General features: G+C 71.5%; 20 protein-coding genes. 11 read left to right on the top strand and 9 right to left on the bottom strand.

Going from position 1 to position 26,031, the window contains the following annotated elements; translation table 11 throughout:
- Nucleotides 1–239: 239 nt before the first annotated feature.
- Entirely contained in the window at nucleotides 240–1,670 is a 1,431-nt protein-coding gene (locus ACIBSW_RS24270; RefSeq protein WP_354722458.1) for an alpha-amylase family protein, read from the top strand.
- 204 nt (nucleotides 1,671–1,874) lie between these two features.
- Here the strand turns inward: ACIBSW_RS24270 and ACIBSW_RS24275 are convergent, their stop codons facing one another.
- On the bottom strand, nucleotides 1,875–5,747 hold the full coding sequence (locus tag ACIBSW_RS24275) for a ThuA domain-containing protein (RefSeq protein WP_404799439.1): 3,873 nt from the start codon (nucleotides 5,745–5,747) through the stop codon (nucleotides 1,875–1,877).
- A gap of 732 nt (nucleotides 5,748–6,479) precedes the next feature.
- Nucleotides 6,480–7,001 carry an SMI1/KNR4 family protein gene (locus ACIBSW_RS24280; RefSeq protein ID WP_354722455.1) on the bottom strand — a complete coding sequence of 174 codons (522 nt, stop codon included), beginning with the start codon at nucleotides 6,999–7,001 and terminating at the stop codon, nucleotides 6,480–6,482.
- Between the two features lie 178 nt (nucleotides 7,002–7,179).
- Between ACIBSW_RS24280 and ACIBSW_RS24285 the strand changes: the two genes are divergently transcribed.
- Nucleotides 7,180–8,739, top strand: a complete 1,560-nt coding sequence (locus tag ACIBSW_RS24285) for a nucleotidyl transferase AbiEii/AbiGii toxin family protein (protein WP_354722454.1) — start codon at nucleotides 7,180–7,182, stop codon at nucleotides 8,737–8,739.
- Nucleotides 8,740–9,067: 328 nt separating this feature from the next.
- Nucleotides 9,068–9,691 carry a transglycosylase domain-containing protein gene (locus ACIBSW_RS24290; RefSeq protein WP_354722515.1) on the top strand — a complete coding sequence of 208 codons (624 nt, stop codon included), beginning with the start codon at nucleotides 9,068–9,070 and terminating at the stop codon, nucleotides 9,689–9,691.
- Between the two features lie 197 nt (nucleotides 9,692–9,888).
- Here ACIBSW_RS24290 and ACIBSW_RS24295 read toward each other — a convergent pair whose 3' ends face one another.
- Both ACIBSW_RS24295 and ACIBSW_RS24300 read right to left on the bottom strand, forming a co-directional pair.
- The gene (locus tag ACIBSW_RS24295; RefSeq protein ID WP_404799440.1) at nucleotides 9,889–10,296 is read right to left on the bottom strand and encodes a DUF4362 domain-containing protein; all 408 of its coding nucleotides are present in this window, start codon (nucleotides 10,294–10,296) and stop codon (nucleotides 9,889–9,891) included.
- An 80-nt stretch (nucleotides 10,297–10,376) separates the two neighbouring features.
- Nucleotides 10,377–13,088, bottom strand: coding sequence for a bifunctional diguanylate cyclase/phosphodiesterase (locus tag ACIBSW_RS24300; RefSeq protein WP_354722452.1), 2,712 nt, complete (start codon nucleotides 13,086–13,088; stop codon nucleotides 10,377–10,379).
- Nucleotides 13,089–13,286: 198 nt separating this feature from the next.
- Between ACIBSW_RS24300 and ACIBSW_RS24305 the strand changes: the two genes are divergently transcribed.
- The 3 genes from ACIBSW_RS24305 to ACIBSW_RS24315 all read left to right on the top strand — a co-directional run bounded on the left by ACIBSW_RS24305 (nucleotide 13,287) and on the right by ACIBSW_RS24315 (nucleotide 15,424).
- Nucleotides 13,287–13,712, top strand: coding sequence for a helix-turn-helix transcriptional regulator (locus ACIBSW_RS24305; protein WP_354722451.1), 426 nt, complete (start codon nucleotides 13,287–13,289; stop codon nucleotides 13,710–13,712).
- 82 nt (nucleotides 13,713–13,794) lie between these two features.
- Nucleotides 13,795–14,358, top strand: a complete 564-nt coding sequence (locus ACIBSW_RS24310) for a TetR/AcrR family transcriptional regulator (protein WP_354722450.1) — start codon at nucleotides 13,795–13,797, stop codon at nucleotides 14,356–14,358.
- A 70-nt stretch (nucleotides 14,359–14,428) separates the two neighbouring features.
- Nucleotides 14,429–15,424 (top strand): LysR family transcriptional regulator, encoded by a 996-nt coding sequence (locus ACIBSW_RS24315; RefSeq protein ID WP_404799441.1) that lies wholly within the window; start codon nucleotides 14,429–14,431, stop codon nucleotides 15,422–15,424.
- On the opposite strand, the gene ACIBSW_RS24320 is transcribed toward ACIBSW_RS24315, so the two are convergent.
- Nucleotides 15,411–16,049, bottom strand: coding sequence for an HNH endonuclease family protein (locus tag ACIBSW_RS24320; RefSeq protein WP_404799442.1), 639 nt, complete (start codon nucleotides 16,047–16,049; stop codon nucleotides 15,411–15,413). The two genes, ACIBSW_RS24315 and ACIBSW_RS24320, sit on opposite strands and share 14 nt — an antisense overlap.
- Before the next feature lie 177 nt (nucleotides 16,050–16,226).
- On the opposite strand from ACIBSW_RS24320, the gene ACIBSW_RS24325 reads away from it, so the two are divergent.
- On the top strand, nucleotides 16,227–17,459 hold the full coding sequence (locus tag ACIBSW_RS24325) for a dipeptidase (RefSeq protein WP_354730745.1): 1,233 nt from the start codon (nucleotides 16,227–16,229) through the stop codon (nucleotides 17,457–17,459).
- Between the two features lie 3 nt (nucleotides 17,460–17,462).
- On the opposite strand, the gene ACIBSW_RS24330 is transcribed toward ACIBSW_RS24325, so the two are convergent.
- The 3 genes from ACIBSW_RS24330 to ACIBSW_RS24340 are packed head-to-tail and all read right to left on the bottom strand — an operon-like array spanning nucleotide 17,463 to nucleotide 20,129.
- The gene (locus tag ACIBSW_RS24330) at nucleotides 17,463–18,140 is read right to left on the bottom strand and encodes a VOC family protein (RefSeq protein ID WP_354730747.1); all 678 of its coding nucleotides are present in this window, start codon (nucleotides 18,138–18,140) and stop codon (nucleotides 17,463–17,465) included.
- 52 nt (nucleotides 18,141–18,192) lie between these two features.
- A complete protein-coding gene (locus tag ACIBSW_RS24335; protein ID WP_404799443.1) occupies nucleotides 18,193–18,852 on the bottom strand; it encodes a response regulator in 660 nt (219 codons plus the stop codon).
- Nucleotides 18,849–20,129 (bottom strand): histidine kinase, encoded by a 1,281-nt coding sequence (locus tag ACIBSW_RS24340; protein ID WP_354730112.1) that lies wholly within the window; start codon nucleotides 20,127–20,129, stop codon nucleotides 18,849–18,851. Before ACIBSW_RS24340 ends, ACIBSW_RS24335 begins: the two co-directional genes overlap by 4 nt.
- A 122-nt stretch (nucleotides 20,130–20,251) precedes the next feature.
- On the opposite strand from ACIBSW_RS24340, the gene ACIBSW_RS24345 reads away from it, so the two are divergent.
- Genes ACIBSW_RS24345 through ACIBSW_RS24360 form a run of 4 tightly spaced genes read left to right on the top strand, consistent with a single transcriptional unit; the run spans nucleotide 20,252 to nucleotide 24,390 of the window.
- Nucleotides 20,252–21,151 (top strand): ATP-binding cassette domain-containing protein, encoded by a 900-nt coding sequence (locus tag ACIBSW_RS24345; protein WP_354730114.1) that lies wholly within the window; start codon nucleotides 20,252–20,254, stop codon nucleotides 21,149–21,151.
- Complete coding sequence (locus ACIBSW_RS24350; protein WP_354730116.1) at nucleotides 21,148–21,948, top strand: ABC transporter permease; 801 nt, start codon at nucleotides 21,148–21,150, stop codon at nucleotides 21,946–21,948. The genes ACIBSW_RS24345 and ACIBSW_RS24350 overlap by 4 nt, the downstream gene beginning before the upstream one ends.
- Nucleotides 21,949–21,981: 33 nt before the next feature.
- Nucleotides 21,982–22,248 carry a hypothetical protein gene (locus ACIBSW_RS24355; protein ID WP_354730118.1) on the top strand — a complete coding sequence of 89 codons (267 nt, stop codon included), beginning with the start codon at nucleotides 21,982–21,984 and terminating at the stop codon, nucleotides 22,246–22,248.
- A 48-nt stretch (nucleotides 22,249–22,296) separates the two neighbouring features.
- Nucleotides 22,297–24,390, top strand: a complete 2,094-nt coding sequence (locus tag ACIBSW_RS24360) for a peptidase M6 immune inhibitor A (RefSeq protein ID WP_354730120.1) — start codon at nucleotides 22,297–22,299, stop codon at nucleotides 24,388–24,390.
- A 1-nt stretch (nucleotide 24,391) separates the two neighbouring features.
- On the opposite strand, the gene ACIBSW_RS24365 is transcribed toward ACIBSW_RS24360, so the two are convergent.
- Nucleotides 24,392–26,020: a sensor domain-containing diguanylate cyclase gene (locus tag ACIBSW_RS24365; protein ID WP_354730122.1), complete on the bottom strand. Its 1,629-nt coding sequence runs from the start codon at nucleotides 26,018–26,020 to the stop codon at nucleotides 24,392–24,394.
- Nucleotides 26,021–26,031 lie beyond the last annotated feature (11 nt).

Genomic DNA, 26,031 nt, shown 5'->3' on the forward strand with positions numbered 1-26,031 from the left:
ACCCGCGTAGCCGGCGATGCCCATTCATACCGAGCGAACCTGAAACGACCGTTAAAACGGCGCTCAGGCCGGTTGACGGCCGGCGCCTGTCCTCCGGCGCGCCGGAAGCCCACCCGGCCCCGCACCTGACCGACGAAGCATTGACGGGCGATTACAGGAACTGTAAGTTCTTGCATCAACTTTCATGAATTGTTTCATGGGGGTTTCGGCCGGGGCGTGTCCAACGATGAGGAGCAGTGATGGCCAGGAGACGGTGGACGGCGGCTGGAACAGTGATGGCCGCCTTGGTCGCGACCGCCGCCGGCGCGCTGGGAGGGCAGCCGCCCACCCAAGCGGCGCCGGGAGCGAAGGACGTCATCGTCACCCTCTTCGAGTGGAACTGGAACTCGGTGGCCCGCGAGTGCCGCGACTACATCGGGCCAAAGGGCTACGGCTACGTGCAGGTGTCGCCGCCGCAGGAGCACCGCCGCGGCGGCCAGTGGTGGGTCGCCTACCAGCCGGTCAGCTACAAGATCGAATCCAACAAGGGCACCCGCGGTCAGTTCGCGGACATGGTGCGGGACTGCCACAACGCCGGGGTGAAGGTGATCGCCGACGCGGTCGTCAACCACATGGCCGAGGGCTCGGGTACCGGCTGGGCGGGTAGCTCGTACACGAACCGCGATTTTCCCGGCACCTACGCGAGCTGGGACTTCCACGACGGTTGCCTGATCAACGAGGCCGACTACCGCACGGACGCGTGGCGGGTGCGCAACTGCGACCTCGTCCGGCTACCCGACCTCAAGACCGAGAGCGACGCCGTTCGCAACCGGCTCGCCGGCTACTTCAACGACCTGCTCAGCCTCGGCGTGGACGGCTTCCGCGTCGACGCGGCGAAGCACATGACACCCGCCGACATCGCGGCGGTGCGGGGCAGACTCAGCCGGCCCGCGTACGTCGTGCAGGAGATGATCCAGGGCGACGGCGAGGCGATCCAGCCGCAGGAGTACACGTCGGCGGGCGAGGTGCACGAGTTCCGGTACGGCCGCGACCTCAAGCGGGTCTTCCAGCAGGAGCGGCTGTCCTACCTGCAGAACTTCGGCGAGGCCTGGGGCCACCTCAACGGCACCGTCGCGGTTCCCTTCGTCGACAACCACGACACCCAGCGCAACGATTCGACACTGACCTACCGCGACGGCGCCACCTACACCCTGGCGAACGTCTTCATGCTCGCGTGGCCGTACGGGTCGCCGTCGGTGATGTCCGGTTTCGAGTTCGGCAACAACGATCAAGGTGCGCCGCAGAACTCCGACGGACGCATCAAGGACGTGACGTGCTTCAACGGCCAGTGGAAGTGTGAGCACCGCTGGCCCGAGATCGGCAACATGGTGGCGTTCCACAACACCGTCAAGGGGACCGGTGTCAACGACTGGTGGAGCAACGGCAACGACCAGATCGCCTTCGGCCGGGGCGACCGCGGTTTCGTGGTCATCAACCACGAGGGCGGCTCGCTGACGCGCACCTTCCAGACCGGGCTGGCGCCCGGCGTCTACTGCGACGTGGTGCACGGCGAACGCGCCGGAAGCGGCTGCACGGGCCCCACCGTCACGGTCGACGGTGCGCGACGGGCGACCATCACCGTCGGACCGCACAACGCGGTCGGCCTGCACGTCAACGCCCGGGCGGCCTGATCCGTGGCCCGCGCGGCCGGTGCCGTGACCACGAACGTTTGAGGTTGTCGGGGTCAGGCTGCCCGGGTGGCGGGTTGGCTCCAGCTGCCAGAAGCGCCGACTCGGCACCGGCCACCGCCGCTTGTCATGCGGCGACGGCCGGGACGGACCAGGGCGCGGGGACCGTCGAAGGTCCCCGCGCCCCGTCGTGCGCGGTCTACCCGATCAGCTGTAGACCTCGAACTCGAACAGCGAGTAGCCCCAGGCCGTGGCGCGGGTCGTGCCGTTGATCCGCACATACCGACCCGTGGCGGCCAGCGCGGTGTTGTCGTCCACCCCACCGTCGCCGCCGGTGACCGTCCGGGCCGTGGTCCAGGTCGTCCCGTTGGCCGACGTCTGGATCTGGTACGCCGAACCGTACGCCCCCTCCCAGGTCAGCTTGACCCGATTGACGGGGTACGACTGACCGAGATCCACCTGGATCCACTGCGGATCGGCGAAGGCACTCGCCCACCTGCTGGTCAGCGAACCGTCCACCGCCGCGGAGGCCGGGTAGGCGACCGCCTCGGTGCTCGACGCCGTCGCCGGCTTGTTCAACGCCAGGTTGCCCGCCGGCGGCTGTACGACGCCGCCGCCGTACACCTCGAACTCGAACAGCGAGTAGCCCCAGGCCGTGGCGCGGGTCGTGCCGTTGATCCGCACATACCGACCCGTGGCGGCCAGCGCGGTGTTGTCGTCCACCCCACCGTCGCCGCCGGTGACCGTCCGGACCGTGGTCCAGGTCGTCCCGTTGGCCGACGTCTGGATCTGGTACCCGGAGCCGTAGGCCGCCTCCCAGGTCAGCTTGACCCGGTCGATGGTGGTCGACTGACCGAGATCCACCTGGATCCACTGCGGATCGCTGAAGGCGCTCGCCCACCTGGTGGTCAGCGAACCGTCCACCGCGGCCGACGCCGGGTAGGTGCCGGACTCCGTGCTCGACGCCGTCACCGGCTTGTTCAAAGCCAGGTTCCCCGACGGCGGTTGGGTGCCGCCGGAGGTGAACGTGAAGTCGTCGATGTCGAACAGCGACCCCGCGCCGCCGGTGAACACGAGGTACAGCTGGTGCGTGCCGGACGGTGGGCTGATCGTCGCGGTGACGTCGGCCCACGTCTCCCAGCCACCGGTCGGGGCGACCTGCACCGAACCGGCCACCGGACCGGTCGGTGAGTCGGCCCGCACGGTCAGCGTGCCACCGACGCCGGCCGAGGCGACCCGCGCCCTGATACCGGTGACGCCGGCCAGGTTGTACGGCGGGAAGGAGATCCAGTCGCCGTTCTCGATGTACCCGACGGCGTTGCCGCCGTGCGCGCTGGGCTTGGCGGCGACCTGGACGCCGTTCATGGTGCTGAAGTGCTCGGCCTGCCGGGTCCGCGGCTGCAGCACGTGCTGGTCCTGGACCGCGACCCCGCTGACCGGGGTGTACACGGCGGCGAGCACCCCGAAGACGTTCGCGCTCGCGTCGTGCTCACCGTCCACCGTGGTCTGAACCGACCCGGTGCAGCCGGTCTTGCTGGTGATCGGGTGACCGTGACTGTCGTGGCCCAGGATGTAGTTGACCACGACCCGGCTGCAGTCGATGGTGCCGGCGTTCGGATCGGTGACCCTCACCTCGTACGGCACCAGGTCACCGAACTGGAACACCGATCCGTCGGGTGGTGCGATCAACTGGATGGATGGCCGGCCGACCCCGACGACGGTACTGGCCGTCGAGGTTCTTCCGCCGCTGTCCCGTACCGTCAGCGTCGCGGTGTACTCGCCGTTCGCCGGGTAGGTGAACGTCGGGTTGGCCGCCGTGGAGTCCGTGCTGCCGTTACTGGTGAAGTCCCAGGCGTACGTGATCGGGTCGCCGTCCGGGTCGTTGCTGCCCGCCGAGCTGAACTGCACGGTCAGCGGCGCCGCGCCGGTGGACGGGGTGGCGCTGATCTGCGCGATCGGTGCCCGGTTGCCGCCGCTGTTGTACTCGATCCGGTAGAGGGCCGAGTTCTCGTCGCCGCCGAACCAGGTGGTGCCGTAGTCGAGCACGTACAGGGCGCCGTCGGGCCCGAACTCCATGTCCATGATCGCGGTTCCGGTCCACGGGATCGGCTCGATCGCGCCGGCCGTACCGTTGGCGTTCAGGGTGACCGCCTTGATCCAGCGGCTGGTGAACTCGCCGATGAAGGCCTTCCCGTTGTAGGACGCCGGGAACTTCACATCGGAGGCCAGCGCCGGGTTGAAGTTGTAGACCGGACCGCCCATGGGCCCGCCCCCACCCAGCTCGGGCCGCCAGGGCCCCTGCCCGCCGTACGGCAGCCAGGCCGCCTGCGACGGCGGCAGCGTGGTGATGCCGGTGTTGTTCCGGGAGTTGTTCGTCGGCCCACCGGCACAGTTGTACGGCCCGGACGACGGCCCGCTGGGGAACGTGAACTCCTGGTAGGGGGTGTTGTAGTTGGAGCAGTACGGCCAGCCGTAGAAGCCCGGCTGGGTGATCCGCTCGAACGAGACGGTGCCCGCCGGCCCGCGCTGCGGGTCGGCGGCGCCGGCGTCGGGGCCGTAGTCACCGAGATAGACGACCCCGGTGGCCTTGTCCACGCTCATCCGGAACGGGTTGCGGAAGCCCATGGCGTACACCTCGGGCCTGGTGTTCGCCGTGCCCGGGGCGAACATGTTGCCGGCCGGGATGGTGTAGCCGCCCGTCGCGCCCGGCTTGATCCGCAGCACCTTGCCGCGCAGGTCGTTGCTGTTGGCGGAGGTGCGCTGCGCGTCGTAGGCGGGGTTGCGGTCGGCCCGCTCGTCGAGCGGCGCGGAACCGGCCGAGTCGAACGGGTTGGAGTCGTCACCGGTGGACAGGTACAGGTTGCCGGCGGCGTCGAAGTCGATGTCACCGCCGACGTGGCAGCACAGCCCACGGCTGGTCGGCACGTCGAGGATCGTCACCAGCGAGGCCGGGTCGATCGTGTTGTCGTCCCGCACGGTGAGCCGGGCCAACTTGTTGGATCCGTTGAACGGGGCGAACTGCGCCGCCGTGCCGGTGGACGGAGCATCGCCGCCCGGCGTGCTGAGCGGCGGCGCGTAGTAGACGTACACCCAGCGGTTGCTGGCGAAGTTCGGGTCGGCCTTGATGCTCTGCAGCCCCTCCTCGTCGTGGCTGTAGACCGGCAGCGTCAGGGCGACCTTGGTGTTGCCGTTGACGTCGGTGTACCGGATGACGCCGTTCCGCGCGGTGTGCAGCACACCCCGGTTGGGCAGCACGGTGAGGCCCATCGGCTCACCGGTCTCCGCCACGCCCTTGGCCAGGTTCACCTGGCTGAACGTGCCGCCGGGGGCCTGCACCGAGCAGTTGCCGATGTTCTGCGCGGCGTACCTGATGCCGCCGAGCAGGTGGGTGCGGAAGTGGGCCTCGGTGTAGCTCTCCTGGGTGTGGCCCAGGCCGGTGTACCAGGAGCGGCCGCCGTCGTAGGGCCGGCACCACGAGATCGGGTGGTCGCCGTTCATGGTGCCGCCGGTGTACGTGGCCTCGTTGAGATTCGCGAGGACGTGCACCTGTGAGCGGGGGTTGGTGCGGTAGTTGTACAGCTCGTCGGTGCGGTTCCAGTTCACCGGGATGCCCGCGTTGGACGGGTGCGCGGTGTCCTCGATGCGGACGGTGACCGGCTGGATCGCGGGGTGGCTGGAGAAGTAGGCGCCGACGAGGTTGCCGTACCAGGGCCAGTCGTACTCGGTGTCGGAGGCGGCGTGCACGCCGACATAGCCGCCGCCGGCGCGGATGTAGCGCTCGAACGCGGCCTGCTGGGTCGCGTCGAGCACGTCGGCGGTCGTGGACAGCCAGATGACCGCCCTGAACCTGGCCAGGTTCGTGTCGGTGAACTGGGCGGCGTCCTCGGTCGCCTCGACCGTGAAGTTGTTCTGCGTGCCCAGTTGCTGGATCGCGGTGATCCCTGCGGGAATCGCGTCATGCCGGAACCCCGCGGTCTTGCTGAAGATCAGCACCGAGAAGTCGGCCGCGAATGCCGGGGCGACGTTGACGCCGGTCCCGGCCAGTACAAGAGCGACGATCAGCAGCACTCTGCGAATCATGATCGGTTGGGTACCTCTCGTGAGGAAGCAGCCGAGACGTGCGCCGATCACGTCTCGAACGTGGCAGCGGTTGGCGACCCCCGCGGGTAGGTCCCGGGACGCGCATGGCGGTGCCGCGTCGGTCCTGGCGGTGGAGGGTCGTCGGCACGCCGCGCCTCGGTGAGGGTCGCGCGGCGCCGTGCTGGGGATGGGGTGGGGTCGGGGGATGTGGGCGACTGTCGACGGCGACCGGTCGGGGAACCAGTGCCGTCATCCTGTATTGATCTCGATCCTCGGGAGAGCGCTTTCTCGTCGAGGTGGGGAAAAGTTAACAGATTCGTCATCGCCCAAACAACGGTTTCATCGACCGGCGTGAAAATCCGACCGCCGAAGTCCGCCCGGGCGGGGAGCGCACGGCGGTGATCGACGGGACGCTCCGACGAAGATGTCCTGGCCGGGGCGGGTCTGTCGATGATCCACTGTCGGCAGACGGGGGTGCGGCACGAGCGCGCGCCACATCCACCCGTTCAGGCACCGGGACATCCGGCTCTCGCCGACCTTGGGTCATGCAGACGACCAGCTGCTTGGAGAGCGCTTCCCAGGGCAGCATCCAGCCGCCGACGCGACTTCCGGGCCAGCTTGGCGCGGTAGGAGCATCGGCGGGTCTGGACAGGAGCCCGCCGATGCCGCCGATGTCGACCTATTCGCGGCGCGGCAAATCGGTGAACGCCTTCGGGTGCCGAACTCCCAGGACTAGTTGCCCAGCAAGTCCCGTGCCTCCTCCTCGTTGTACCGAACCATTGCTCCGAAATAGTCTGCGAAGTTATCGAAGCGTTCCACCTCACTGCCGGCCAGCCAGATGACCGTGGAGGTCTGACAGCCTTGAAGGACAGGTGAAACGAAAACGTCGATACTAGTGGCCGACATTGCAATCGGGATCACCGAGGTGGGGGTAATTCCATCAAGTTCCTCCACGACGTTCGGCTCCAGATAGCTGACCAGCTCCCGTGCATCAAGCAGCGCTTCTCCGAGCAGCTCAGCCGTGCCGAAGAGGTCGTTCTCCTGGAAGACTGCCGACCATCCGTCGCAGCGTGTGAGGAACGTGCGGTAATCCGCATGCAACCGTACGCCGAGTGCCGCTTCGACGGCGACCAGGGCATTCTCAGGTGCGCCCAGCCGCGGCGGTTCATGCCGCCACAGATTTTCTCCGTCTCCTTGGGCGATGCGGTCTTTTATCGCTCGCATGGTGGCGATCTCGGCATCCCACCGCGACACTGGTCCTCCTGGCTGACTTAGAAGCGTGGACGGTCCAAATCGACCCGGTCTCGGCAGCGCAATCTACACCTGGTTGGGCATTGTCATCGGCAAGTGGAGGTGGGTCCGATGACGAATCTCGGAGGGAGGCGCAGCAATCCTGTCGTCGCGTCGACGGCTGCGGCGATAGCCTCGCCCGATGATCGACGGCACCTTCGAAACGCACATCACCGTTGCGTCCGGGCAGGCGGCGAACCTGGCGGCGTTCGCGGCCGAGCACGGCCTCAAGTTCGTCCACATCGCGCTGGACAGGGGCGACACCCCTTCACAACCGATGCTCACCCTGGACGGCTCCGGTGCCCTCGACCGCCAGCGGGCCAGCGTCCGAGACTGGTGCGAACGGCTGCGAGCCGCGGGCATCCACCCGTTACGCACCAAGATTGAGGCGACGCCGTGGTCCGCCGGCGTGCCACAGACCGATCCGCAGGCCCATGACGAGCCGGCCGAGCGCTACTTCGAGCACCACGTCAAGGTGCGGCTGCCGGCCGAGCGTGTCGTCGACCAGTTGGCGGTCACCGACGTCGCCGAACGGCACGGCGCACGACTGTCGCGCAACGCCCGGCGGCTCGGACCCGACGGCGGGCACGAGCGTTTCGTCAACCAGCGCTGCCACCGGGTCGGCCGGGCCACCGCGGCCGAGCGTCTCGACGCACTCGTTCGGGACCTGCGTACGGCCGGGCACGACGTCGTCTCCGTGGAGCAGGAGTACGTGGTGCACGACAGCCGTATCGACCTCGACCGCGGTTGGCTGAATCCCGTCGTCGCCCACGTACGAGACCGGCGCGAGGAGATCATGCGCACCTCCCCGGCCGGGCCTGGCTTCCCGTCGACCTACCACCCGGTCCCGGACGGCTGGGAGGTCGAGCAGTTGGCGGCCTTCGACCCGGCGCTCAAGCAGCACCCCAACGCGTTCACCGCCGGCGAGCCGGCTTTCGTCGACCCCGCCCTCGGGCAACGCTGGCGCAACGCCCGCCGCGAGGCGATGCGCCACGTGCTCACCGTGCTCGCCGCGACCCGTTGGGCAGAGCACCTGGTGTTGCGCGGCAGCGCCACGATGTCGGCCTGGCTGGGCGAGTCCGCCCGCGAGCCCGGCGACCTCGACTTCGTGATCACCCCCGCGACCGTGACCAGTGGCAGCCCGGACGCCCGCGAGCTGTTCGCGGGAATCATCGCCGCGCTGGCCGGCTCGCCCGGGGCAGGCCTGCAACCCGAGCACGCCGCACAGTCGGCGATCTGGACCTACGAACGCGCCGACGGCCGCCGCCTCGTCATCCCGTTCGCCAAACCGGGACTTCCCGACGGCACCGTGCAGATCGATGTCGTGTTCGGCGAGGACCTGCCGATCCCGCCCGAGCCACTCATCGTCCTCGGCGTGCCCATGACCGCCGCGACCGCGAGCCTTTCGCTGGCCTGGAAGCTGCAGTGGCTGGCCACCGACATGTACCCACAGGGCAAGGATCTCTACGACGCGGTCCTCCTGGCCGAGCACACGACAGTCGAACTCTCCCTCGTCCGCGACCTGATACGCCCCGAACTGGACGACGAGGCCGACCGGTTCACCGCCGAGACGGTGCTCGGCTGGACCGACGTCGACTGGCGAAACTTCACGGACGCATGTCCCGGCATCAGCGGCAACGCCACCGACTGGCTCCGCCGCCTGGCCATCGCCCTGGACCGGGCCTGGCAGGACGCCGACTGACCTGGGAAGACGACAGCTGAGCAGGACAGCACCTCGCCTGCCGGCGCCCAAGGATCGCCAGATCCGAACGGCAAGGTGGGTACCAGCCGGTCCAGGCGCTCGGACGACCCGCGTGGTGCCGGCCGCACTGTCCCGGCTTCTCCCCCAGACCGACACCACACCGTTATCGGGGCGATAATCCTTTCTATATGGGCCTATTTCGGACGGAGTAGGCGGCGGCTACGGGACCAGACACCTACTGGGGGAACCGCAGTAGATCCCACCGGCTCGCGGCGACCCGCAAGATCCGCATTGGTGTCAGGCACCGCGGTGCACCTACTGTGTGGCGATGACTCTCGCTGAGACGGCCATTCATGATCACGACCCAGTGTCCGCCTTGCCGCCACGGCGACGCGGCCAGCGGCTGGTCCTCGGCGTTGCGATCGTCTTGCTACTGGTGTCCGGCGGTGCCATCGCGGGCACGTACTACTACGACAGCGTGCCCCTGGTCGAGAACAACGTCTCGTACCCGGTCGTGCCGGTGGCGGAGCTACCGGCTCCGGTGGCCAACGCGTTCGTCGCCGCCGTCGACCCGGACTTTTACCTCTCCGACGACTCGCTGATCACTCGGCGGTATGCGGTGATCACATCCGGTGGCGGTGATGAGTCCAGCTGGCGAACGTGGGTCATGGCCGACAAGGTTGAGAACGAATACACCAAGACAGAGATCCTGGATCGCTACCTCAACCGGGCCGACTTCGGCCGCGGCGCGGTGGGCTTGGACGCCGCCGCGCGGACGTATTTCCGCAAGCCGGCCGCGCAACTGACCGTTGCCGAGTCGGCGTTGCTCGCGGTGCAGCTCCACCCCGACCGGCCCGCGCCGAGGGCCGGTTGGGACCAGGTGCTGGACACCATGGTGGAGCGCGGCTGGTTGAGCCGGACCGAACGGGACAGCCTCGCCTTCCCCGGCTGAAGGGGCCCAAAGACTCAGCGGCGGTTGGGCAGCGAGAATGTGCCGACCTCGGCGAACTGGCTGCTGCCTGGAACCTTCGCCGCCGGCTGACCGATCCGACACCTGGCAGGCAACGATCACAGCGTCAGCCGGGATAGCGCTGGTCGCTGCTACCGATCCTGAAGTGGCCGCTCTCCGGCGAAGGGTGAGGGGTTGCGCTATTTGATGGGTGTGGGGTCGGAACACTGAGCGAAGTCCAGCTCGGGCGCGGCGGTCGGCTCCGTGCAGGTCTGGCGGGTGATCACTCGCGCGCCGAACCCGTCCTGCCTCGAATCCGTGATGACCTCCACACGGCCGCCGGCGCCGGCGGTGTAGGTGACCGGGATCGGGTCGCCTTCGGTCGTCGGGCGGGTCACCTTGAGCCGGGCCGGATGTCCGGCCTGAACGGCATCGACCAGGCATCGGGCCGCAGGCTCCGGCAACCTGTCACCCTGCGGCAGGTCGAACGTGCCGCAGTCGGTCATGGAAACAATGGCGCTTGGCTCAGTCGCCTGAGGCGAAGGATCCGGCCCGCCGCATGCCGCCAGCGTCAAACACACCAATACCGTTCCGGATATCCGCTTCATGACGACTTCGACCGAGCGATATGTCCGTTGGTTCCCGCCGGACCAAGCATCGTTGAATGTGACGCCGAGGGGTGGGGCCGTCAGGCGGGGACGGTGAGTTTGGCGGCCAGGCCGTTGGCCAGGAGTTGGCCCGCGTCGGCGGCCGGTAGCGGGCGCGACAGCAGGTAGCCCTGGGCGACGTCGCAGTCCAGCTCGCGTAGCGCCGCCAACTGAACGGCGTCCTCGATGCCCTCGGCGACCGTCGTCATGCCCAGGCTCTTGCCGAGCCGCACGATCGTGCGTACCAGTGCCTCGTCCTCGCGGTCCCCGCCGAGGCGGTCCACGAAGGAGCGGTCGATCTTCAGGATGTCCATCGGGTACCGGCGCAGGTAGGCCAGCGACGAGTATCCCGTGCCGAAGTCGTCCATCGCGAGCGTCACGCCGAGCGCCTTCAGCCGTTCGAGCTGGGTGAGGTTCTCGTCGGTGTCGGTGAGCAGGACGCTCTCGGTCATCTCCAGGCAGAGCTGGTCCACCGGCAGGCCGGTCTCGGCGAGCACCTCGGCGACCGTGGCCGAGAGGTCGCCGTGCTCGAACTGGCGCACGGAGACGTTGACCGACATCTTGAGCCGGCGGGTGCTGCCCGCGCCCCACGCGACCGCCTGCCGGCAGGCCTCGGCGAGGACCCAGCGGCCCATCGGGACGATCAGGCCGGTCGCCTCGGCGATGCCGATGAAGTCCAGCGGGGAGACCATGCCGCGGGTCGGGTGGTGCCAGCGGACCAGGGCCTCGAAACCGATGATGCTTCCGGTACGCAGGTCGACCGTCGGCTGGTAGTGCAGGGCCAGCTCGTTGCGTTCCAGGGCGAGCCGGAGATCCGCCTCGAGTTCGAGGCGCTGCAGCAGGCCGGTGAGCATCTGCGGGTCGTAGGCGGCCAGGCCGGCGCCGCCGGCGGACTTGGCGCGGTACATGGCCAGGTCGGCGTTGCGCAGCAGCTGGTCGGCGTTGTCGGCGTCGGCGCCGGCGGCCAGGCCGATGCTCACCGCGACGCGCAGGTCGCGGCCGCCGAGGACGAAGTGTTCCTCGAGGGCGGCGGCGATGCGTTCGGCCACGGCCTCGGCGTCGGCGCGGGCGGCCAGGGACTCGACGAGGACGCCGAACTCGTCGCCGCCGAAGCGGGCCACGGTGTCGCCCTCGCGTACGGCGGCGCGCAGGCGGTCGGCGACCTGCAGGAGCAGGGCGTCGCCGGCGGCGTGGCCGAGGCTGTCGTTGATCTCCTTGAAGCCGTCCAGGTCGAGGACGAGGATGGCGACGTCGTCGGTGCGGCTGCTGCGGTCGAGGGCCTCGACCACGCGCTCGCGGAACAGGGCGCGGCTGGCCAGGCCGGTCAGGCTGTCGTGGTACGCCTCGTGCATGAGCTGTTCCTGCAGCTCGCGCGCGTCGTGGATGTCGCGGGTGTTGAGCACGTAGCCGCCGACGGCCGGGTCGTGCAGGAGGTTGGTCATGGTCATCTCGGCCAGGCGGAGGCTGCCGCCGTAGTGGCGGATCGGCACCTCGAGGACGACGACGCCGAGCGGCTTGTCCTTGATCGACTCGAGGCCGGCCGCGATCGCGGGCGCGGCCCGGTGGCCGACGACCTGGACCAGGTTGAGGCCGAGCAGCATGGTCGGGGGGTAGCCGAAGATGCGCTCGACGGACTCACTCTGGAAGCGGATCGTGGTGTCGGCGTCGATGACGGCGACCGACTCCGAGCTCTGCAGCACCAGGGCGCGGAAGCGCGCCTCGCTGGCCTGCAGCTCGGTGCTGCGCTGTGCGACGCGGGCCTCGAGCTGGCGGGTCAGATGGCGGTTCTCGACCAGCGTCAGCAGCTGCCGGACGATGATCAGCAGGATCAGCACCGAGCGGGAGCCGCCGAAGAACACGTCGGCCCGCCCGGTGATCGCGTAGAAGACCACGCTGCAGGTCAGGGCGGCGAGCACCACCGCGTACGGCACGAGCATGGCGAACGGCCGCCGTTCGGCGCCGTTCACGGTGCCGGACTCGGGCGGGGCGAGGCTGTCGCCGGGCCGGCGGGCGGCGATCACCATCATGGCGAAGGCGGCGAACCAGACGGCGTCGAGCAGGCCGCCGGAGGAGTACTCGTCGTGCAGGGCGACGTAGGCGTAGACGCTGTCGGCGGTGGCGATCAACAGCATCGCGGCGCCGATGAGCATGAGCGACAGCGAGCCCTGGCCGCCGCGGCGCAGCAGCGCGAGGGTGTAGAGCACGATGGTGACCAGGATGACGTCGCCGATCGGGTACCCGAGCAGGACGTACAGGCCGGTGGTGTTGTCGTTGCCCTCGGTGAGCAGGGGGCCGATGACCGTGATCCAGCTGATCAGCAGCAGCGAGCAGGCGATCATCATGCCGTCGACGATGCTGCGGACGCGGTTCGCCGCGGTCTGCCGGGCGACGGGCACCATGAGCAGGCCGGCGGCGGTGAGCGGGATCATGCCGAGGTAGCCGACGTCCGGGAGCCCGGGGAACGGCGCCTCGCGGCCCTGAACGGTCTCGATCCACGTCCAGGACGCCTCGCCGAACGCGTACGACAGGGCGCCCAGCCCGAGGCCGGTCCAGGCGGCGCCCGACCGGCCGCGGATGCGGGCCGCCCGGTGCAGGCAGGCGATGCCGGCCGCGACGGTGACCAGAACCATGCCGATGTTCGAGACGGTGGCTGTTACGGTCTCTCCGCCGAGACCGCTGGTCATCCAGGCGGCGAACACGACGACCAGCGCGGCGATCCCCATGGTGCCCCGACCGGGGTGCCTGAGCGTCATCGGGCCCCTTCCGTCTGCCGGCCGCACCCCTTGTGGCGTGCTGTCCACCGTCGAATCGGGCGTGGGGCGGGACACTTGAGGGAATCCTGCGGTTCCTCGCGCGGTCGTCGTGTGTTAACTGGGGCGGCGGTCGACTCCAGTGACGGCCGTGGCCGGCGGGACCACCGGACGCACCGCGAATGTGGCACGATTTCACGGGTGACCAGCAGACCCGCGTCCGAGCAGCGCCTGCGCGACCTGGCGCAGCTGCGGCGCGTGCGTGACCGGATAGACCGGGAGTACGCGCAGCCGCTGGACGTCGAGGCGCTCGCCCGCGGCGCGCACATGTCGGCCGGCCACCTCAGCCGCGAGTTCCGGCTCGCGTACGGCGAGTCGCCGTACTCCTATCTGATGACCCGGCGCATCGAGCGCGCGATGGCGCTGCTGCGCCGCGGCGACCTCGGCGTCACCGAGGTCTGTTTCGCGGTCGGCTGCTCGTCGCTGGGCACGTTCAGCACCCGTTTCACCGAGCTGGTCGGCATGCCGCCCAGCGCGTACCGGCGCGAGGCGGCGCGGTCGACGGCGGGGATGCCGTCGTGCGTCGCGAAGCAGGTGACCAGGCCGGTCCGGCAGAAGGCGCCTTAGTTACCCGGTCGGGTGACGGGCGGTCCCGCGCGCCTCGATGTGCCACCCTGGCACGGACACCGGCGAGGAAGGACTACCCGCGATGGCCGAGCGCCCCCTGCGCGCCGATGCCCGGCGCAACCGCGACCGCCTCCTCGAGGTGGCCGTGCGGGCGTTCTCGACCGCCGGGCCGGAGGTGGCGCTGGAGACGATCGCGCGCTCGGCGGGCGTCGGGATCGGCACGCTGTACCGGCACTTCCCGACGCGGGAGGCGATGGTCGAGGCGGTGTACCGCGGCGAGCTGGACCGGCTCTGCGACTCGGTGGCGGAGCTGCTGGCGTGCGGGGCGCCCGACCGGGCGACGCGCATCTGGATGGACCGGTTCGTGGACTGCGTCGCGGCCCGGCGCGGCATGGCCGAGGCGGTGCGGATGGTGATCAGTTCGGGCGGCGCGGAGTTCGGGCACAGCCTGGAACGGCTGACCGACGCGCTCACCGTGCTGCTCGACGCGGGCATCCGGGCCGGCACGCTGCGCGGGGACGTCCCGGTGATGGACGTGCTGACCTGTCTGAACGGGGTGACCCTCGCGGCCGGCGGGCCAGCGCGGCGCGAGCAGGCCGGTCGCCTGCTGGACCTGGTGATGGACGGCCTGCGGCCGCGCGCCTGATCGCAGCCCGCCGCCGGAAATTCACAATGTTGGTATTTCGGTAACCGGCGCCGACCTCTAACGTCTGTTTGTGGACCTCGAGCTGCGTCATCTAAGGATGATCTGCGCGATCGCCGAGGCGGGCAGCGTCACCAAGGCCGCCGCGGCGCTCGGCCTGGCCCAGCCCGCGCTGACGACCCAGCTCAAGCGCATCGAGCGGACCGTCGGCGGCCCGCTCTTCCACCGTGGACAGCGCGGCACCCGGCCGACCCCGCTCGGCGATCTGGTGCTGGCGCGGGCCCGGCTGGTCATCCCGGCCGTGAACGGCCTGCACCGCGACGTCACCGCGTTCGTCGGCTCCGAGCGGCCGGGGCAGTTCCGGATCGGCGCCACCAACGGGCCGGTCTCCGGCGGCCTCGTGCAGCTGCTCGCCGCCGCGCACCCGCACAGCCCGGTGACCATGCACGCCAACTGGTCCGCGGACGAGATCTGCGAACGGGTCCTCGACGGGCGGCTCGACTACGCGCTCGTCGGCGCCTGCGACCCGTCGATACCCTCCCCCGGCGCCGGCCTGGTCTGGCAGCCCGTCTGCGTCGACCCGGTCTGGGTGCTGGTCGGCGCCGGGCACCGGCTGGCCGGGCGCGACGAGGTTCCGCTCGCCGAGTTCGCCGGGGAGAGGTGGGCCACCGCGCCCGGCGACGGGTGCTTCAACGACTGCTTCGCCGCGGCCTGCGCGCGGGCGGGTTTCACGCCGCCGCCGCCGTACGAGATGGACGTGGGCAGCTGCATCGACCTGGTCGCCGGCGGCTCGGCCGTGGTGTTGTGCCAGGGCGCCGTGCGGCCGATACCCGGGGTGGTCGCGCTGCCGCTGGAAGGCTCGCCGCTGCGCTGGCGGCACCTACTCGGCTGGGATCCGGCCGGTCCGGGCGCCGCCCGCGCCGCCGAGGTGGCCGCGCTGGCGGTGCGGGCCTACCTCGACGTCGTCGGCACCCGTCCCCGCTTCGCGGCGTGGCTGGGCGCGAACCCGGGGTTCGGCGCCCAGCCGGTCGTGCCGCCGCTGTCCGCGGCGCGGGTCAGCAGGCGTTGAGCATCGTCGTCAGCGCCGACTTCTCCGCGCTGGTCACGGTCAGCGCCCAGACGTACTTCACCTTGACCCACATCCGGGCGTAGGTGCAGTGGTAGCTGCTCAGCGGCGGCTTCCAGGCGTCCGGCGACTTGTCGCTCTTGGACTGGTTGACGTTGTCGGTGACCGCGATGAGCTGCGGGTTGGTCAGGTCGTTGGCGAACGACTCGCGCTTGGCCGTCGTCCACGCCCAGGCGCCGGAGATCCACGCGTTCTTCAGCGGCACCATGTGGTCGATGTCGACGTCGGACGCCGCGGTCCAGGTGGCGCCGTCGTACGGGCTGAACCACCGCCCGGACGTCGACGCGCACGCCGAGTCGGTGACCACGCTGGTGCCGTCGCGCTTAAGCACCGTCTCCCGGGTGTTGCAGGCGCCGGAGACCGTGTGCCAGTGCGGGAACAGGTCCCGGTTGTAGGTCGTGGTGTGCGTCGAGGCCGCGACCGTGATCGAGGCGAGGTAGGTCCGCGCGGTGGCGGCGGTGGGAATGCCGGGCGGGGTCGCGCCGGCCGGTGCCGCGAAGCCGAGCTGCAGGAGCACTGCCGCCAGCACGGCGGCGAGCAGTGCGGGGGTGAGACGGCGTCTGGTCAATTGAGCCTCCGGGGGGAGTGACCGAGGTGTTGAGAGTGATTCTCAGCGCGCCCCGGGCACCCGCCCACATGTCAAACTTGGTATACCGCCGTCTATATAGCCGGGCCCGGGGATCCCCCTGTCATAGGCTCCGCAGGCGTTCATCAACAGCCCCGGAGCGTCAAGGAGCACCCTGAAGTGACCGTGGTAGACCTCGCGTTGCAAGCCATGCCGGTGATCGACGGGCACAACGACCTGCCGATGGCCCTGCGGGCCCGGGCCGGATACCGGGTGTCCGGCCTGGCCGCCGACCGCCCGGAGTTCCACACCGACATCGCCCGGCTGCGCGCGGGCGGCGTCGGCGGCCAGTTCTGGTCGGTGTACGTGCCCTCCGACCTCTCCGAGCCCGAGGCCGTCGTGGCCACCATGGAACAGATCGACGCCGTGTACCGGCTCGCCGCCGCGTACCCACAGGACCTGGCGATCGCGTACTCGGCCGACGACGTGGAGGCCGCGATCGCGGGCGGCCGGATCGCCTCGCTGATCGGCATCGAGGGCGGGCACAGCCTGGCCACCTCGCTGGGCGTGCTGCGCGCCTTCGCCCGCCTCGGCGTGCGGTACGTGACGCTGACGCACAACCACAACACGTCCTGGGCGGACTCGGCGACCGACGAGCCCGGGGTCGGCGGGCTCGACGACGAGGGCCGGGCGATCGTCGCCGAGATGCAGCGCATCGGCGTGCTCGTCGACCTGTCGCACGTGGCCGCCAGCACCATGCACGCGGCGCTGGACGTGGCGACCGCGCCGGTGATCTTCAGCCACTCGTCGGCGCACGCGGTCAACGGCCACCGCCGCAACGCCGCCGACGACGTGCTGGTCAAGCTGCGCGACAACGACGGCGTCTGCATGGTCACGTTCGTGCCGCCGTTCATCTCGGCGGAGGTGGCGGCCTGGGCCGCGGCCGCCGACGCCGAGTGGGCGCGGCTCGGGCTGCCGCCGGCGCCGTCCTGGTGGCCGGCCGCGCCCCGGCCCGGGCAGCACGGCGCCGCGGTGCCGCCGGCCGCCGCCGGCTCGTTCCTGTCGGCGCTGCCGGGCAGCGACGTGGCGCCGCCGGAGGAGTTCCGGCCGTGGCTGGCCGCCAACCCGCGGCCCGAGGCGACGATCGCCCAGGTCGCCGACCACGTGGAGCACGTCCGCGACGTCGCCGGCGTGGACCACGTCGGCATCGGCGGCGACTACGACGGCTGCGACCGGCTGCCGAACGGCCTGGAGGACGTCTCCGGCTACCCGCGGCTGCTCGCCGAGCTCGCCGGGCGCGGCTGGAGCCAGGCCGACCTCGAGCGGCTCACCGGCCGCAACATCCTGCGGGTGCTGCGCGCGGCGGAGCAGGCCGCGCCGGAGCCGCTCTGGCCGCGGTCCCCGGCGCGCTAGACCCTAGGCGTCCTGCCAGGTGGAGACGCGCACCTCGTTGCCCTCGGCGTCGGCGAGCACCCAGCAGGCCGGCGCGCGGGAGTCCGAGAGCAGCGTGCCGCCGGCCCGCAGCGCCGCCCGGACCCGGACCGGCGCCTCGTCGTGCGGCACGCAGACGTCGAGGTGTATCCGGTTGTGCTGCGGCCGGGGACCGGTCACCGGCCGGAACGCGACGGCCGGGTCCTGCGCGAGCGGATCGGCGATCGGGTCCCGCGGCCCGTCGGCGCCGCCCTCGCCGGCGTAGCCCAGCACGGCCTTCCAGAACGGCCGGATCCGGGCGGTGTCCCGCGCGTCGATCACGATCTCGAGGGCCTGCACCGAGCGGCCGCCGCCCGCGCCCGGCTCCAGGTGCAGGCCCATCTCCGCGGCGGTGGTGGCGATCCGGCGGGCCAGCTCCAGCTCGGCCTCCGTCACCGCCCCGGCCCGCGCCGACTGCAGCACCAGCTCGAGGCGGCCGGAGCGCAGATCGACGCGCAGGCTCTCGTCGGCGCCGACGCCGCAGGCGCGGACGAGTTCGGTGGCGACCTCGGCGCCCTGCCACATCGGGCCGAGCCGCAGCGACGCGCGCAGCGTGCCGAGCACGTAGCGCCAGCCCAGCTCGCCTACGGCCGCGGACGCCTCCGGCGCCGTCACGACTGACATTCGTGCATGGTCGCATCCTCTTGCCGCCGGGCGCGAGCGACGCGCGGCGGCCTCAGGCCCGGCCGGCGTCGTGCACCAGGAGCGCGACCTGGACGCGGTTGTTCAGGTCGAGCTTCACCAGCAGGCGCGACACGTGCGCCTTCACCGTCGCGACGCTCATGAACAGCTCCGCCGAGATCTCCGCGTTGGACCGGCCCTGGCCGAGCAGCAGCGCGACGTCGCGCTCGCGTTCGCTGAGCCGTTCCAGGGCCGTGAGGGCCCGGCGCCGGCTGCCGCCCGGGTCGGGGGCGGCCACGTGCGCGATCAGCTGCCGGGTCACCGTCGGCGACAGCGTCGCCTCGCCGCCGGCCACCCGGCGTACGGCCTGCAGGATCTCCACCGGCGGGGTGTCCTTGAGCAGGAAACCGCTCGCCCCGGCCCGCAGCGCCCGCAGCACGAACTCGTCGGCGTCGAACGTGGTCAGCACGATCACCTCCGGGGCGCTCGCGCGCCCGCGCAGCGACTCGGTCGCGGTGAGGCCGTCGACCCGGGGCATCCGGATGTCCATCAGCACCACGTCCGGGCGGTGCGCGGCCACCGCGGCCGGCACCTCGCTGCCGTCGGCGGCCTCGCCGACCACGGCGATGTCCTCGGCGCCGGACAGGATCATCGTCAGGCCCGCGCGGACCAGGGCGTCGTCGTCGACGATCAGCACCCGCACCGGTCCGGTCACGCCGGCCCGGCCCAGGGCAGCCAGGCGCGCAGCGCGAACTCGCCGTCGGGGGTGTGCCCGTGCACCAGGCGGCCGCCGGAGAGGGTGGCGCGCTCGACGAGCCCGACCAGGCCGGTTCCGGTGCCGGGGATGGCCAGGACGGCGCGGCCGACCGGGGCCGGATTGCGCACGTCGATGGTCAGCCCGACGCCGGCCGCCCCCTCGACGGTGACCCGCACCGCCGTGCCGGGCGCGTGCTTGTGGGCGTTGGTGAGACCCTCCTGCACGATCCGGTACGCGGTCCGCCCGGCACCGTCCGGCAGCGGCGCCGAGTCGTCGACCCGCATGTCGAGGCGGACCTTCGCCCCCGCGGCCCGGGACTCGTCGGCCAGCGCGGGCAGCTCGCACAGGGTCGGCTGCGGGCGCTCCGGCCGGTCGTCGTCGGCCGGCTCGCGCAGCACGCCGATCACCTCGCGCAGATCCTGCAGTGCCTGGTGCGCGCTGGCCCGGATCACCCCGGCCGCGCCGGCCACCTCGGCGGGCGCCGCGTCGGGGCGGATCTCCAGGGCGCCGGCGTGCAGGCTCAGCAGGGAGATCCGGTGCGCGAGCACGTCGTGCATCTCCCGGGCGATGCGGGTGCGTTCCAGGGCCCGGGCCTGCACGACCCGCAGCCGCTGCTCGGACTCGGCGCGCTCGGCCCGGTCCCGCAGCGACAGCACGAGCTGCCGTCGGGACCGCATGACCATGCCCCAGAGCATCACGATCGCCAGGAACGCCGTGCTCCAGACCATCGACTCCCAGAAGCTCGCGCTCGCCTCGGGCCGCAGCAGGCAGAAGACCGCGCTGGTGAGCACGGCGGCGGCGTTCACCGCCGCCGTCACCGCGAACCTGCGGTGCACCGCGACCGTGAAGAACAGGATCAGGCCGGCGATCGCGCCGGCGACGGTGAAGACGCCGGCGACGACGGCCAGCAGGGCGAGGTAGACCGGCCAGCGCCGCCGCCACCAGAGCGCGATCGAGAGCACGACCCCGGCCACCAGGTCCAGCCAGATCAGCCAGCGCGGGGTGTCCGCCCACTCCTGCACCAGTGTCGGGTTCCCGCTCAGCAGGTCGGCGGTGGCGAGCAGGGCCCAGCCGAGGCCGAGCGCGAAGCAGAGCGCGTCGATGGCCCAGTCGCGGGTCGAGCGGGCCGCCGGCGGCCGGTCCGGGTCGTCGAGCAGCGACGCCGGAAGCAGCCACCGGTACTCCGGCGGCCGTCCGCCGCGCACCGACACCGCCAGGTCCCCCACGAGCGCCATGCTACGGACCGCACGCCGCCGCCCGATACCGACCAAAGTCTCTACCGGCGTTAGACCAAGGTTCGCCGGCGCCGACCCGCGGCCGACGCGGCCGGCCGCCCGGCGGCGGCACGCTGAGACGCATGATCACGGTTGAACACCTGAGCAAACGGTACGGGAGCCACCCGGCCGTCGACGACGTCTCCTTCACCTGCCGGCCCGGCACGGTGACCGGCTTCCTCGGCCCGAACGGCGCGGGCAAGTCCACCACCATGCGGATGATCTGCGGGCTCACCCCGCCCACCTCCGGCACCGCCACCGTCGACGGGCGGGCGTACCGGCGGATGGGCAACCCCGGGCGGCGCATCGGGGTGCTGCTGGACGCGTCGGCGCAGCACTCCGGGCGTACCGGAAGGGAGGTTCTGACCCTGGCCGCGATGACGATGGGCGTCGACCGGCGTGGGGTGGAGGCGAGCCTGGAGCGGGTGGGGCTCAACAGCACGGCGGCCAAGCGGCGGGTGAAGGCGTACTCGTTGGGCATGCGGCAGCGGCTCGGGCTCGCGTACGCGATGTTGGGTGATCCCGGGATTCTGATCCTGGACGAGCCGGCCAACGGCCTCGACCCGGAGGGGATCTTCTGGATGCGCGGGCTGCTGCGCGACTTCGCGGACCGCGGCGGCACCGTGCTGCTCTCCTCGCACCTGCTGCGCGAGGTGGAGGCGGTCGCGGACCGGCTGATCGTCATCGGCGGCGGGCGGATCGTCGCGCAGGGCGACAAGGACGAGCTGCTGGCCGGCACCGGCACGCTGGTGCGGGCGCTGGACCGGCCCGCCCTGGACGCGGTGCTCGCCGGCGCCGGGTTGACCGGCACCGCGACGACCGACGGGGGCGTCGTCGTGCAGGCCGACGCGGAGACGATCGGCCGGGCCGCGGCCGGCGCGGGCCTGGTGCTGCTGGAGCTGCGCCCGGCCGGAAGCGGCGGGCTCGAGCAGATGTTCCTGACCCTGACCGCCGGCGACACCGTTCGGGAGGCAGTCCGATGACCGCACTTCAGCACGCACCTTCCGGCGCGGTGGACGTCGCGCCCGAGCCCGACGGCGGCCGCGGCGAGATCCCGCTGTGGCGCCTGATCCTGGTGGAGCTGCGCAAGCTGGCCGACACCCGCTCGGGGCTGTGGCTGCTGATCGTCATCGGGCTGGCCGCGGCCGGCACCGCCGCGATCATGCTGTTCGCGGCGCCGGACGCCGAGCAGACCTACCGGGGCTTCCTCGCCTTCGGCCTGGTGCCGGCGAGCGTGCTGCTGCCGGTGCTCGGCATCCTGTCGATGACCAGCGAGTGGTCGCAGCGGACCGCGCTGACCACGTTCACCCTCGTGCCCCGGCGCGGGCGGGTCGTCGCGGCGAAGCTGATCGCGGCCGTGCTGATCGCGATCGCGACCACGGCCGCGGCGGCCGCGCTGTCCGCGGCCGGCAACCTGATCGCCATCGGTACGGGCGGCGACGGCGACTGGCACATCGAGGCCGCCCTGGTGGGTCAGCTGCTCGTCAACCAGATCGTGTTCGTGCTGATGGGTTCGGCGTTCGGCGCCCTGCTGATGAACTCGCCGCTGGCGATCGTGCTGTACTTCGCCATCCCGACGGTCTGGACGGTGCTCGGCGAGATGGTGAAGTGGCTGCACACCGCCGCGGGCTGGGTCGACATCAACATGACCTCGGTGCCGCTGAGCGAGCCGGGGATGACCGGCGAGCAGTGGGCACGCTTCGGCGTCGCCGCCCTGGTCTGGGTGGCCCTGCCGCTGGCCCTGGGCACCGTGCGGGTGCTCCGGCGCGAGGTGTCCTGACCGATGCGGTGTCCGGGCGGCTAGGCTCGATCCATGCCGATCGGGTCGCAGCCGCCCGGCCGCCGGGGCACCGTCGACCGGCCCTACAGCGCGCTGAATCTGCGCCTGGCGCTGGCCGCGTTCGGCCTCGTGGTGTGCTCGGTCCTGGCCGTCGTGCTGTGGCACGCGGGCTGGACCATGCCCGGCTGGTTGCTGGCCGGGTGGGCGCTGGTGGCGGCGGTCGACCTGGTCGTGGTGCAGCTGCGCCGGCGGGCCCGGCGGCGCGACGACGGCGGCCGCGATCATTCCCTCTTCGAGTAGGTCGCGTCTTGCCCCTTTTGGGGGCTTGATCCGGGTAGCGTCCCTTCCGTGCGCCCCTCTCTTCCCCGCCTCCGTCTCGCCGCGGTCGCGCTGCTGATCCTGCCGCTGATGCCGATGGCCTCCGCCGCGCAAGCGGCCCCGGTCCACCCGCCGTTCGACGACACCCGGGAGCTGACCCGCAAGCACCTCGACGTCTCGAAGCTGGGCGCCGGGCGCGAGGGCGCACCGCAGCGGGCCCGGACCGCCGGCCCGGCACCCGCCGTCGGCACCGTCCGGAAGTGGGTCGCGCTCGACGAGATCGACGGCGGCGTCTACCGCAAGGACTACACGCTGCGCGGCATCGGGAAGCACATCGAGGTCTGGGTCGCCGAGGACGTCGCCTTCCCCGCCGGCGACTGCCGCCCGGCCTCCTCGACCGAGGTGACGGACGCGCAGATCGCCGGGCTCATCGCGGAGTTCGACGGGAACATCTGGCCGCGCGAGACGGCCGCGTTCAGCACGCCGCGGGAGCGCGACGGCAGCAAGGCGCAGCTGCACGACGAGGACTTCACCGGCGACGGCGCCCGGACCGTCACCCTGCTGGACAACGTCCGCGACGACAACTTCTACGACTTCCCGAAGGCGCAGTCCTACATCGCCGGCTTCTTCTCCGCGCAGGTCGACGACCTGGTCGACCGCAACGTCATGACGATCGACGTGTACGACTGGAAGCACCGCACCGGGGCCAACCCGCCCGACGAGCCGACCGGCGACCTGTGCACCAGCCGGCCCGCGCGGCCCCGGATGTACGAGGGCACGTTCGCGCACGAGTGGCAGCACCTGCTGCAGTCGTACACCGACCCGGACGAGGAGCTCTGGGTCAACGAGGGCCTGTCCGACTACGCGCAGACCCTGGTCGGGTACGTCGACGGCACCGCGACCGTGTACCACGCCGGGATGGACGCCCACCTGGCCTGCTTCCAGGGCTTCGGCGATGTGCGCACCCGCTACAACACCAACCCGCGCCCGTGCGGCGGGCCGCAGAACTCGCTGAACCTCTGGGACGAGGGCGAGCCGATCGACGTGCTCGCCGACTACGGCAACGCGTACCAGTTCATGCTCTACCTGCGGGACCGCTTCGGCCCCGAAGCGCTGTCGCGGCTGCACCGCGACGGCGCGGACCAGGGCCTGGCCGGGGTGTCCGCGGCGCTGGGCGACGACGTGAACCTGTATCAGGTCATCCACGACTTCCAGACGATGACCCTGGTCGACAAGGTGGTCGGCGACTCGCCCGACGGGGTGATGGTCGGCGTGCCGCGGCGGCGGGTGATCTCGCCGAGCCTGCGGTCGACGGTGAACCTGGCCGAGCCCGCCGCCTACGACGACCCGGGCGCGGCGCCCAACGGCGCCGACTACGTGCGGCTGCGCAACGCCGCCGGCCGGCCGCTGAGCGGCTCGCAGCTGCGGTCGGTGCGCTTCTCCGGCGCGCGCACCCTGCCGGTGCAGGGTCTGAAGTGGACCGTGCGCGACGGCGCGCTCTTCTCCGGCGACGCCACCGATCTCGACGTGGCGGCGGTGGTCGCGGCGAGCGTGCCGGCCGCGGATCCGGTCCTGCGGGTACGGCAGAAGTACGCCACCGAGACCGGGTACGACTTCGGCTACGTGACCGTCTCGGCCGACGGCGGGCACACGTACACCGCCGTCGCCGGGGACCGGACGGTGCAGGGGCCGCTCGGCCCCGCGGTCAGCGGCGAGAGCGGCGGCTTCGCCGAGACCACCTACGACCTTTCCGGGTACGCCGGGAAGCGGATTCTGATCGGCTTCCGTTACGTCAGCGACGCGTCGGTCAACAAGGGCGGGTGGCTGATCGACGGCGTGCGGCTCGGCGGGAAGACCGTCACCGACGGCTCGACGCTGGACGGCCTGCGCTCGCCGACGCAGATCGTGCCGCAGCGGGTGCACGCGTGGAACGTGCGGCTGGTCGGCCTGGACGAGCGGGGGCGCCGGGCGCGGCAGGTGCCGCTCGCGCAGTTCGGGGCGCTGCGGCCGTACCGGAAGGTGGTCGCGATCGTCGCCTACGACGAGCCGACCGGGACGATCAAGCAGTACGCGCCGTACACGCTGACGGTCAACGGCGTCGTTCAGCCGGGCGGCGGCGGGTAGCTCAGTCGGCGAGCGCCAGGGCCAGGCGGCCGGTGCCGGCGTTCTTGGCCGCGTACATGGCGGCGTCGGCGCGGGCGATCAGCAGGTGCGGTGAGCCGGTGTCCGGGTCGCCCCAGGCGACGCCGATGCTGGCCTGCGGCAGCAGCCGCTCCCCCGCGACGTCCAGGTGGCTCGCCTCCAGGGCGGCGACCAGGGACTCGCCGATCCGCCGGGCCCGCCCGGGGCCGGGCACGTCGGCGCAGATCACCACGAACTCGTCGCCGCCGAAGCGGCCGACCACGTCGCCCTCGCGGACCGAGGCGCGCAGCCGGCCGGCCACGTAGGTCAGCAGCTCGTCGCCGGCCGCGTGGCCGTACCGGTCGTTGACCTCCTTGAACTTGTTGAGGTCGATGAAGATCACCGCGGTGCCGCGGGTGCGGCCGCGACCGGTCAGCGCCTCCTGCAGCGCGGTCAGCGTCGAGGCGCGGTTGCGGCAGCCGGTCAGCGCGTCGTAGGTCGCGCGCACCTTGAGCTCGTCGCGCAGCCGTACGTCGTCGGTGATGTCGGTGAGGCAGATGATCGCCCCGGTCACCTCGCCGGACTCGGCCGTCAGGCTGCGCAGGTTGGCCCGGACCCGGCGCAGGTCGCCCGAGGCGCGGTGGCCGTACTCGACGTCGACGTCGTGGCCGGCGCCCAGCACCGCGGCGATGGCCGCGTCGACGGACGGCCGCTCGGCGGACACGATCGGGCTCAGGCACTTCTCGTCCAGGAACTCGCCGATGCCGGCGCCCAGCGCCCGGGCGGCGCGCTCGTTCTGGTAGACGATCCGGCGGTCGGCGTCGATCTGCACGATGCCCATCGGGACCGTCTCGGTGAGCCGGCGCATGAGCTGCTCGCCGGCCCGCATCGCCTCCTGCGCGGCCATCTCGTCGGAGATGTCGAGCATCTCGGCGACCACGGCCGGCCGGTCGGGGTCGGCGAGCATGTTGTGGTTGCTGACCTCCATCCAGACCGCGTGCCCGTCGCGGTGCAGGTGGCGCAGCCGGACCCGGCGGGTCTCGCCGAGCGGCGTGCCCAGCAGATCCACCCAGCTGGCGATGGCCCGGCCGTGGTCGTCGGGGTGCACGAGGTCGATCGCGCGCGTGTTGATCAGCTCGTCCGCGGACCAGCCGAGCACCAGCGAGATCTCCGGGTCGGCCGCGGTGATCACGGCGGCCTGGTTCTTGCGCATCGAGATCAGGCGTGGGCGCGGCGGCGCGTACTCCAGCGCCATGCCGTCGGGCCGGCCCTGCAGGCCGGTGAGGATGGCCGCGAAGACGCCGAACCGGCGCCGCATGTCGATCAGGTGCATCCGGACCAGCTCGGTCGGCGCGGCGGCGGGGTGTACCAGGCAGCTCGTGACGCCCTCGTTGAGCGCGACGTGCCAGGCGTCGATCGCGATCCTGGCGTCCTCCGGGACCACCAGGGCCAGCGCCGACTGCACGCCGACGATCTGGCGCAGGCCCTCCTCGACCCCGAAGCCCTCCGGCGAGGCCACCAGCTGGCCGGCCATGGAGACGGCACCGATGAAGGCGTCCGGGTTCGCCGCGATCGTGGCGTCGTACACCGCCTCGCAGGCGGCGGGATCCATCAGCTTCGCGTAGACGCCCACAAACCCAGCAT

It is taken from the genome of Actinoplanes sp. NPDC049668 (assembly GCF_044465445.1).
Taxonomy (GTDB): Bacteria; Actinomycetota; Actinomycetes; order Mycobacteriales; family Micromonosporaceae; genus Actinoplanes.

What these genes read in the sequence shown, in the direction of transcription:
- ACIBSW_RS24350 (WP_354730116.1), top strand. Translation starts at nt 21,148, where the DNA reads ATGACCGCACTTCAGCACGCACCTTCCGGCGCGGTGGACGTCGCGCCC.
- ACIBSW_RS24300 (WP_354722452.1), bottom strand. Translation starts at nt 13,088, where the DNA reads ATGACGCTCAGGCACCCCGGTCGGGGCACCATGGGGATCGCCGCGCTG.
- ACIBSW_RS24295 (WP_404799440.1), bottom strand. Translation starts at nt 10,296, where the DNA reads ATGAAGCGGATATCCGGAACGGTATTGGTGTGTTTGACGCTGGCGGCA.
- ACIBSW_RS24275 (WP_404799439.1), bottom strand. Translation starts at nt 5,747, where the DNA reads ATGATTCGCAGAGTGCTGCTGATCGTCGCTCTTGTACTGGCCGGGACC.
- ACIBSW_RS24340 (WP_354730112.1), bottom strand. Translation starts at nt 20,129, where the DNA reads ATGGCGCTCGTGGGGGACCTGGCGGTGTCGGTGCGCGGCGGACGGCCG.
- ACIBSW_RS24290 (WP_354722515.1), top strand. Translation starts at nt 9,068, where the DNA reads ATGACTCTCGCTGAGACGGCCATTCATGATCACGACCCAGTGTCCGCC.
- ACIBSW_RS24345 (WP_354730114.1), top strand. Translation starts at nt 20,252, where the DNA reads ATGATCACGGTTGAACACCTGAGCAAACGGTACGGGAGCCACCCGGCC.
- ACIBSW_RS24270 (WP_354722458.1), top strand. Translation starts at nt 240, where the DNA reads ATGGCCAGGAGACGGTGGACGGCGGCTGGAACAGTGATGGCCGCCTTG.
- ACIBSW_RS24310 (WP_354722450.1), top strand. Translation starts at nt 13,795, where the DNA reads ATGGCCGAGCGCCCCCTGCGCGCCGATGCCCGGCGCAACCGCGACCGC.
- ACIBSW_RS24355 (WP_354730118.1), top strand. Translation starts at nt 21,982, where the DNA reads ATGCCGATCGGGTCGCAGCCGCCCGGCCGCCGGGGCACCGTCGACCGG.
- ACIBSW_RS24285 (WP_354722454.1), top strand. Translation starts at nt 7,180, where the DNA reads ATGATCGACGGCACCTTCGAAACGCACATCACCGTTGCGTCCGGGCAG.
- ACIBSW_RS24330 (WP_354730747.1), bottom strand. Translation starts at nt 18,140, where the DNA reads ATGTCAGTCGTGACGGCGCCGGAGGCGTCCGCGGCCGTAGGCGAGCTG.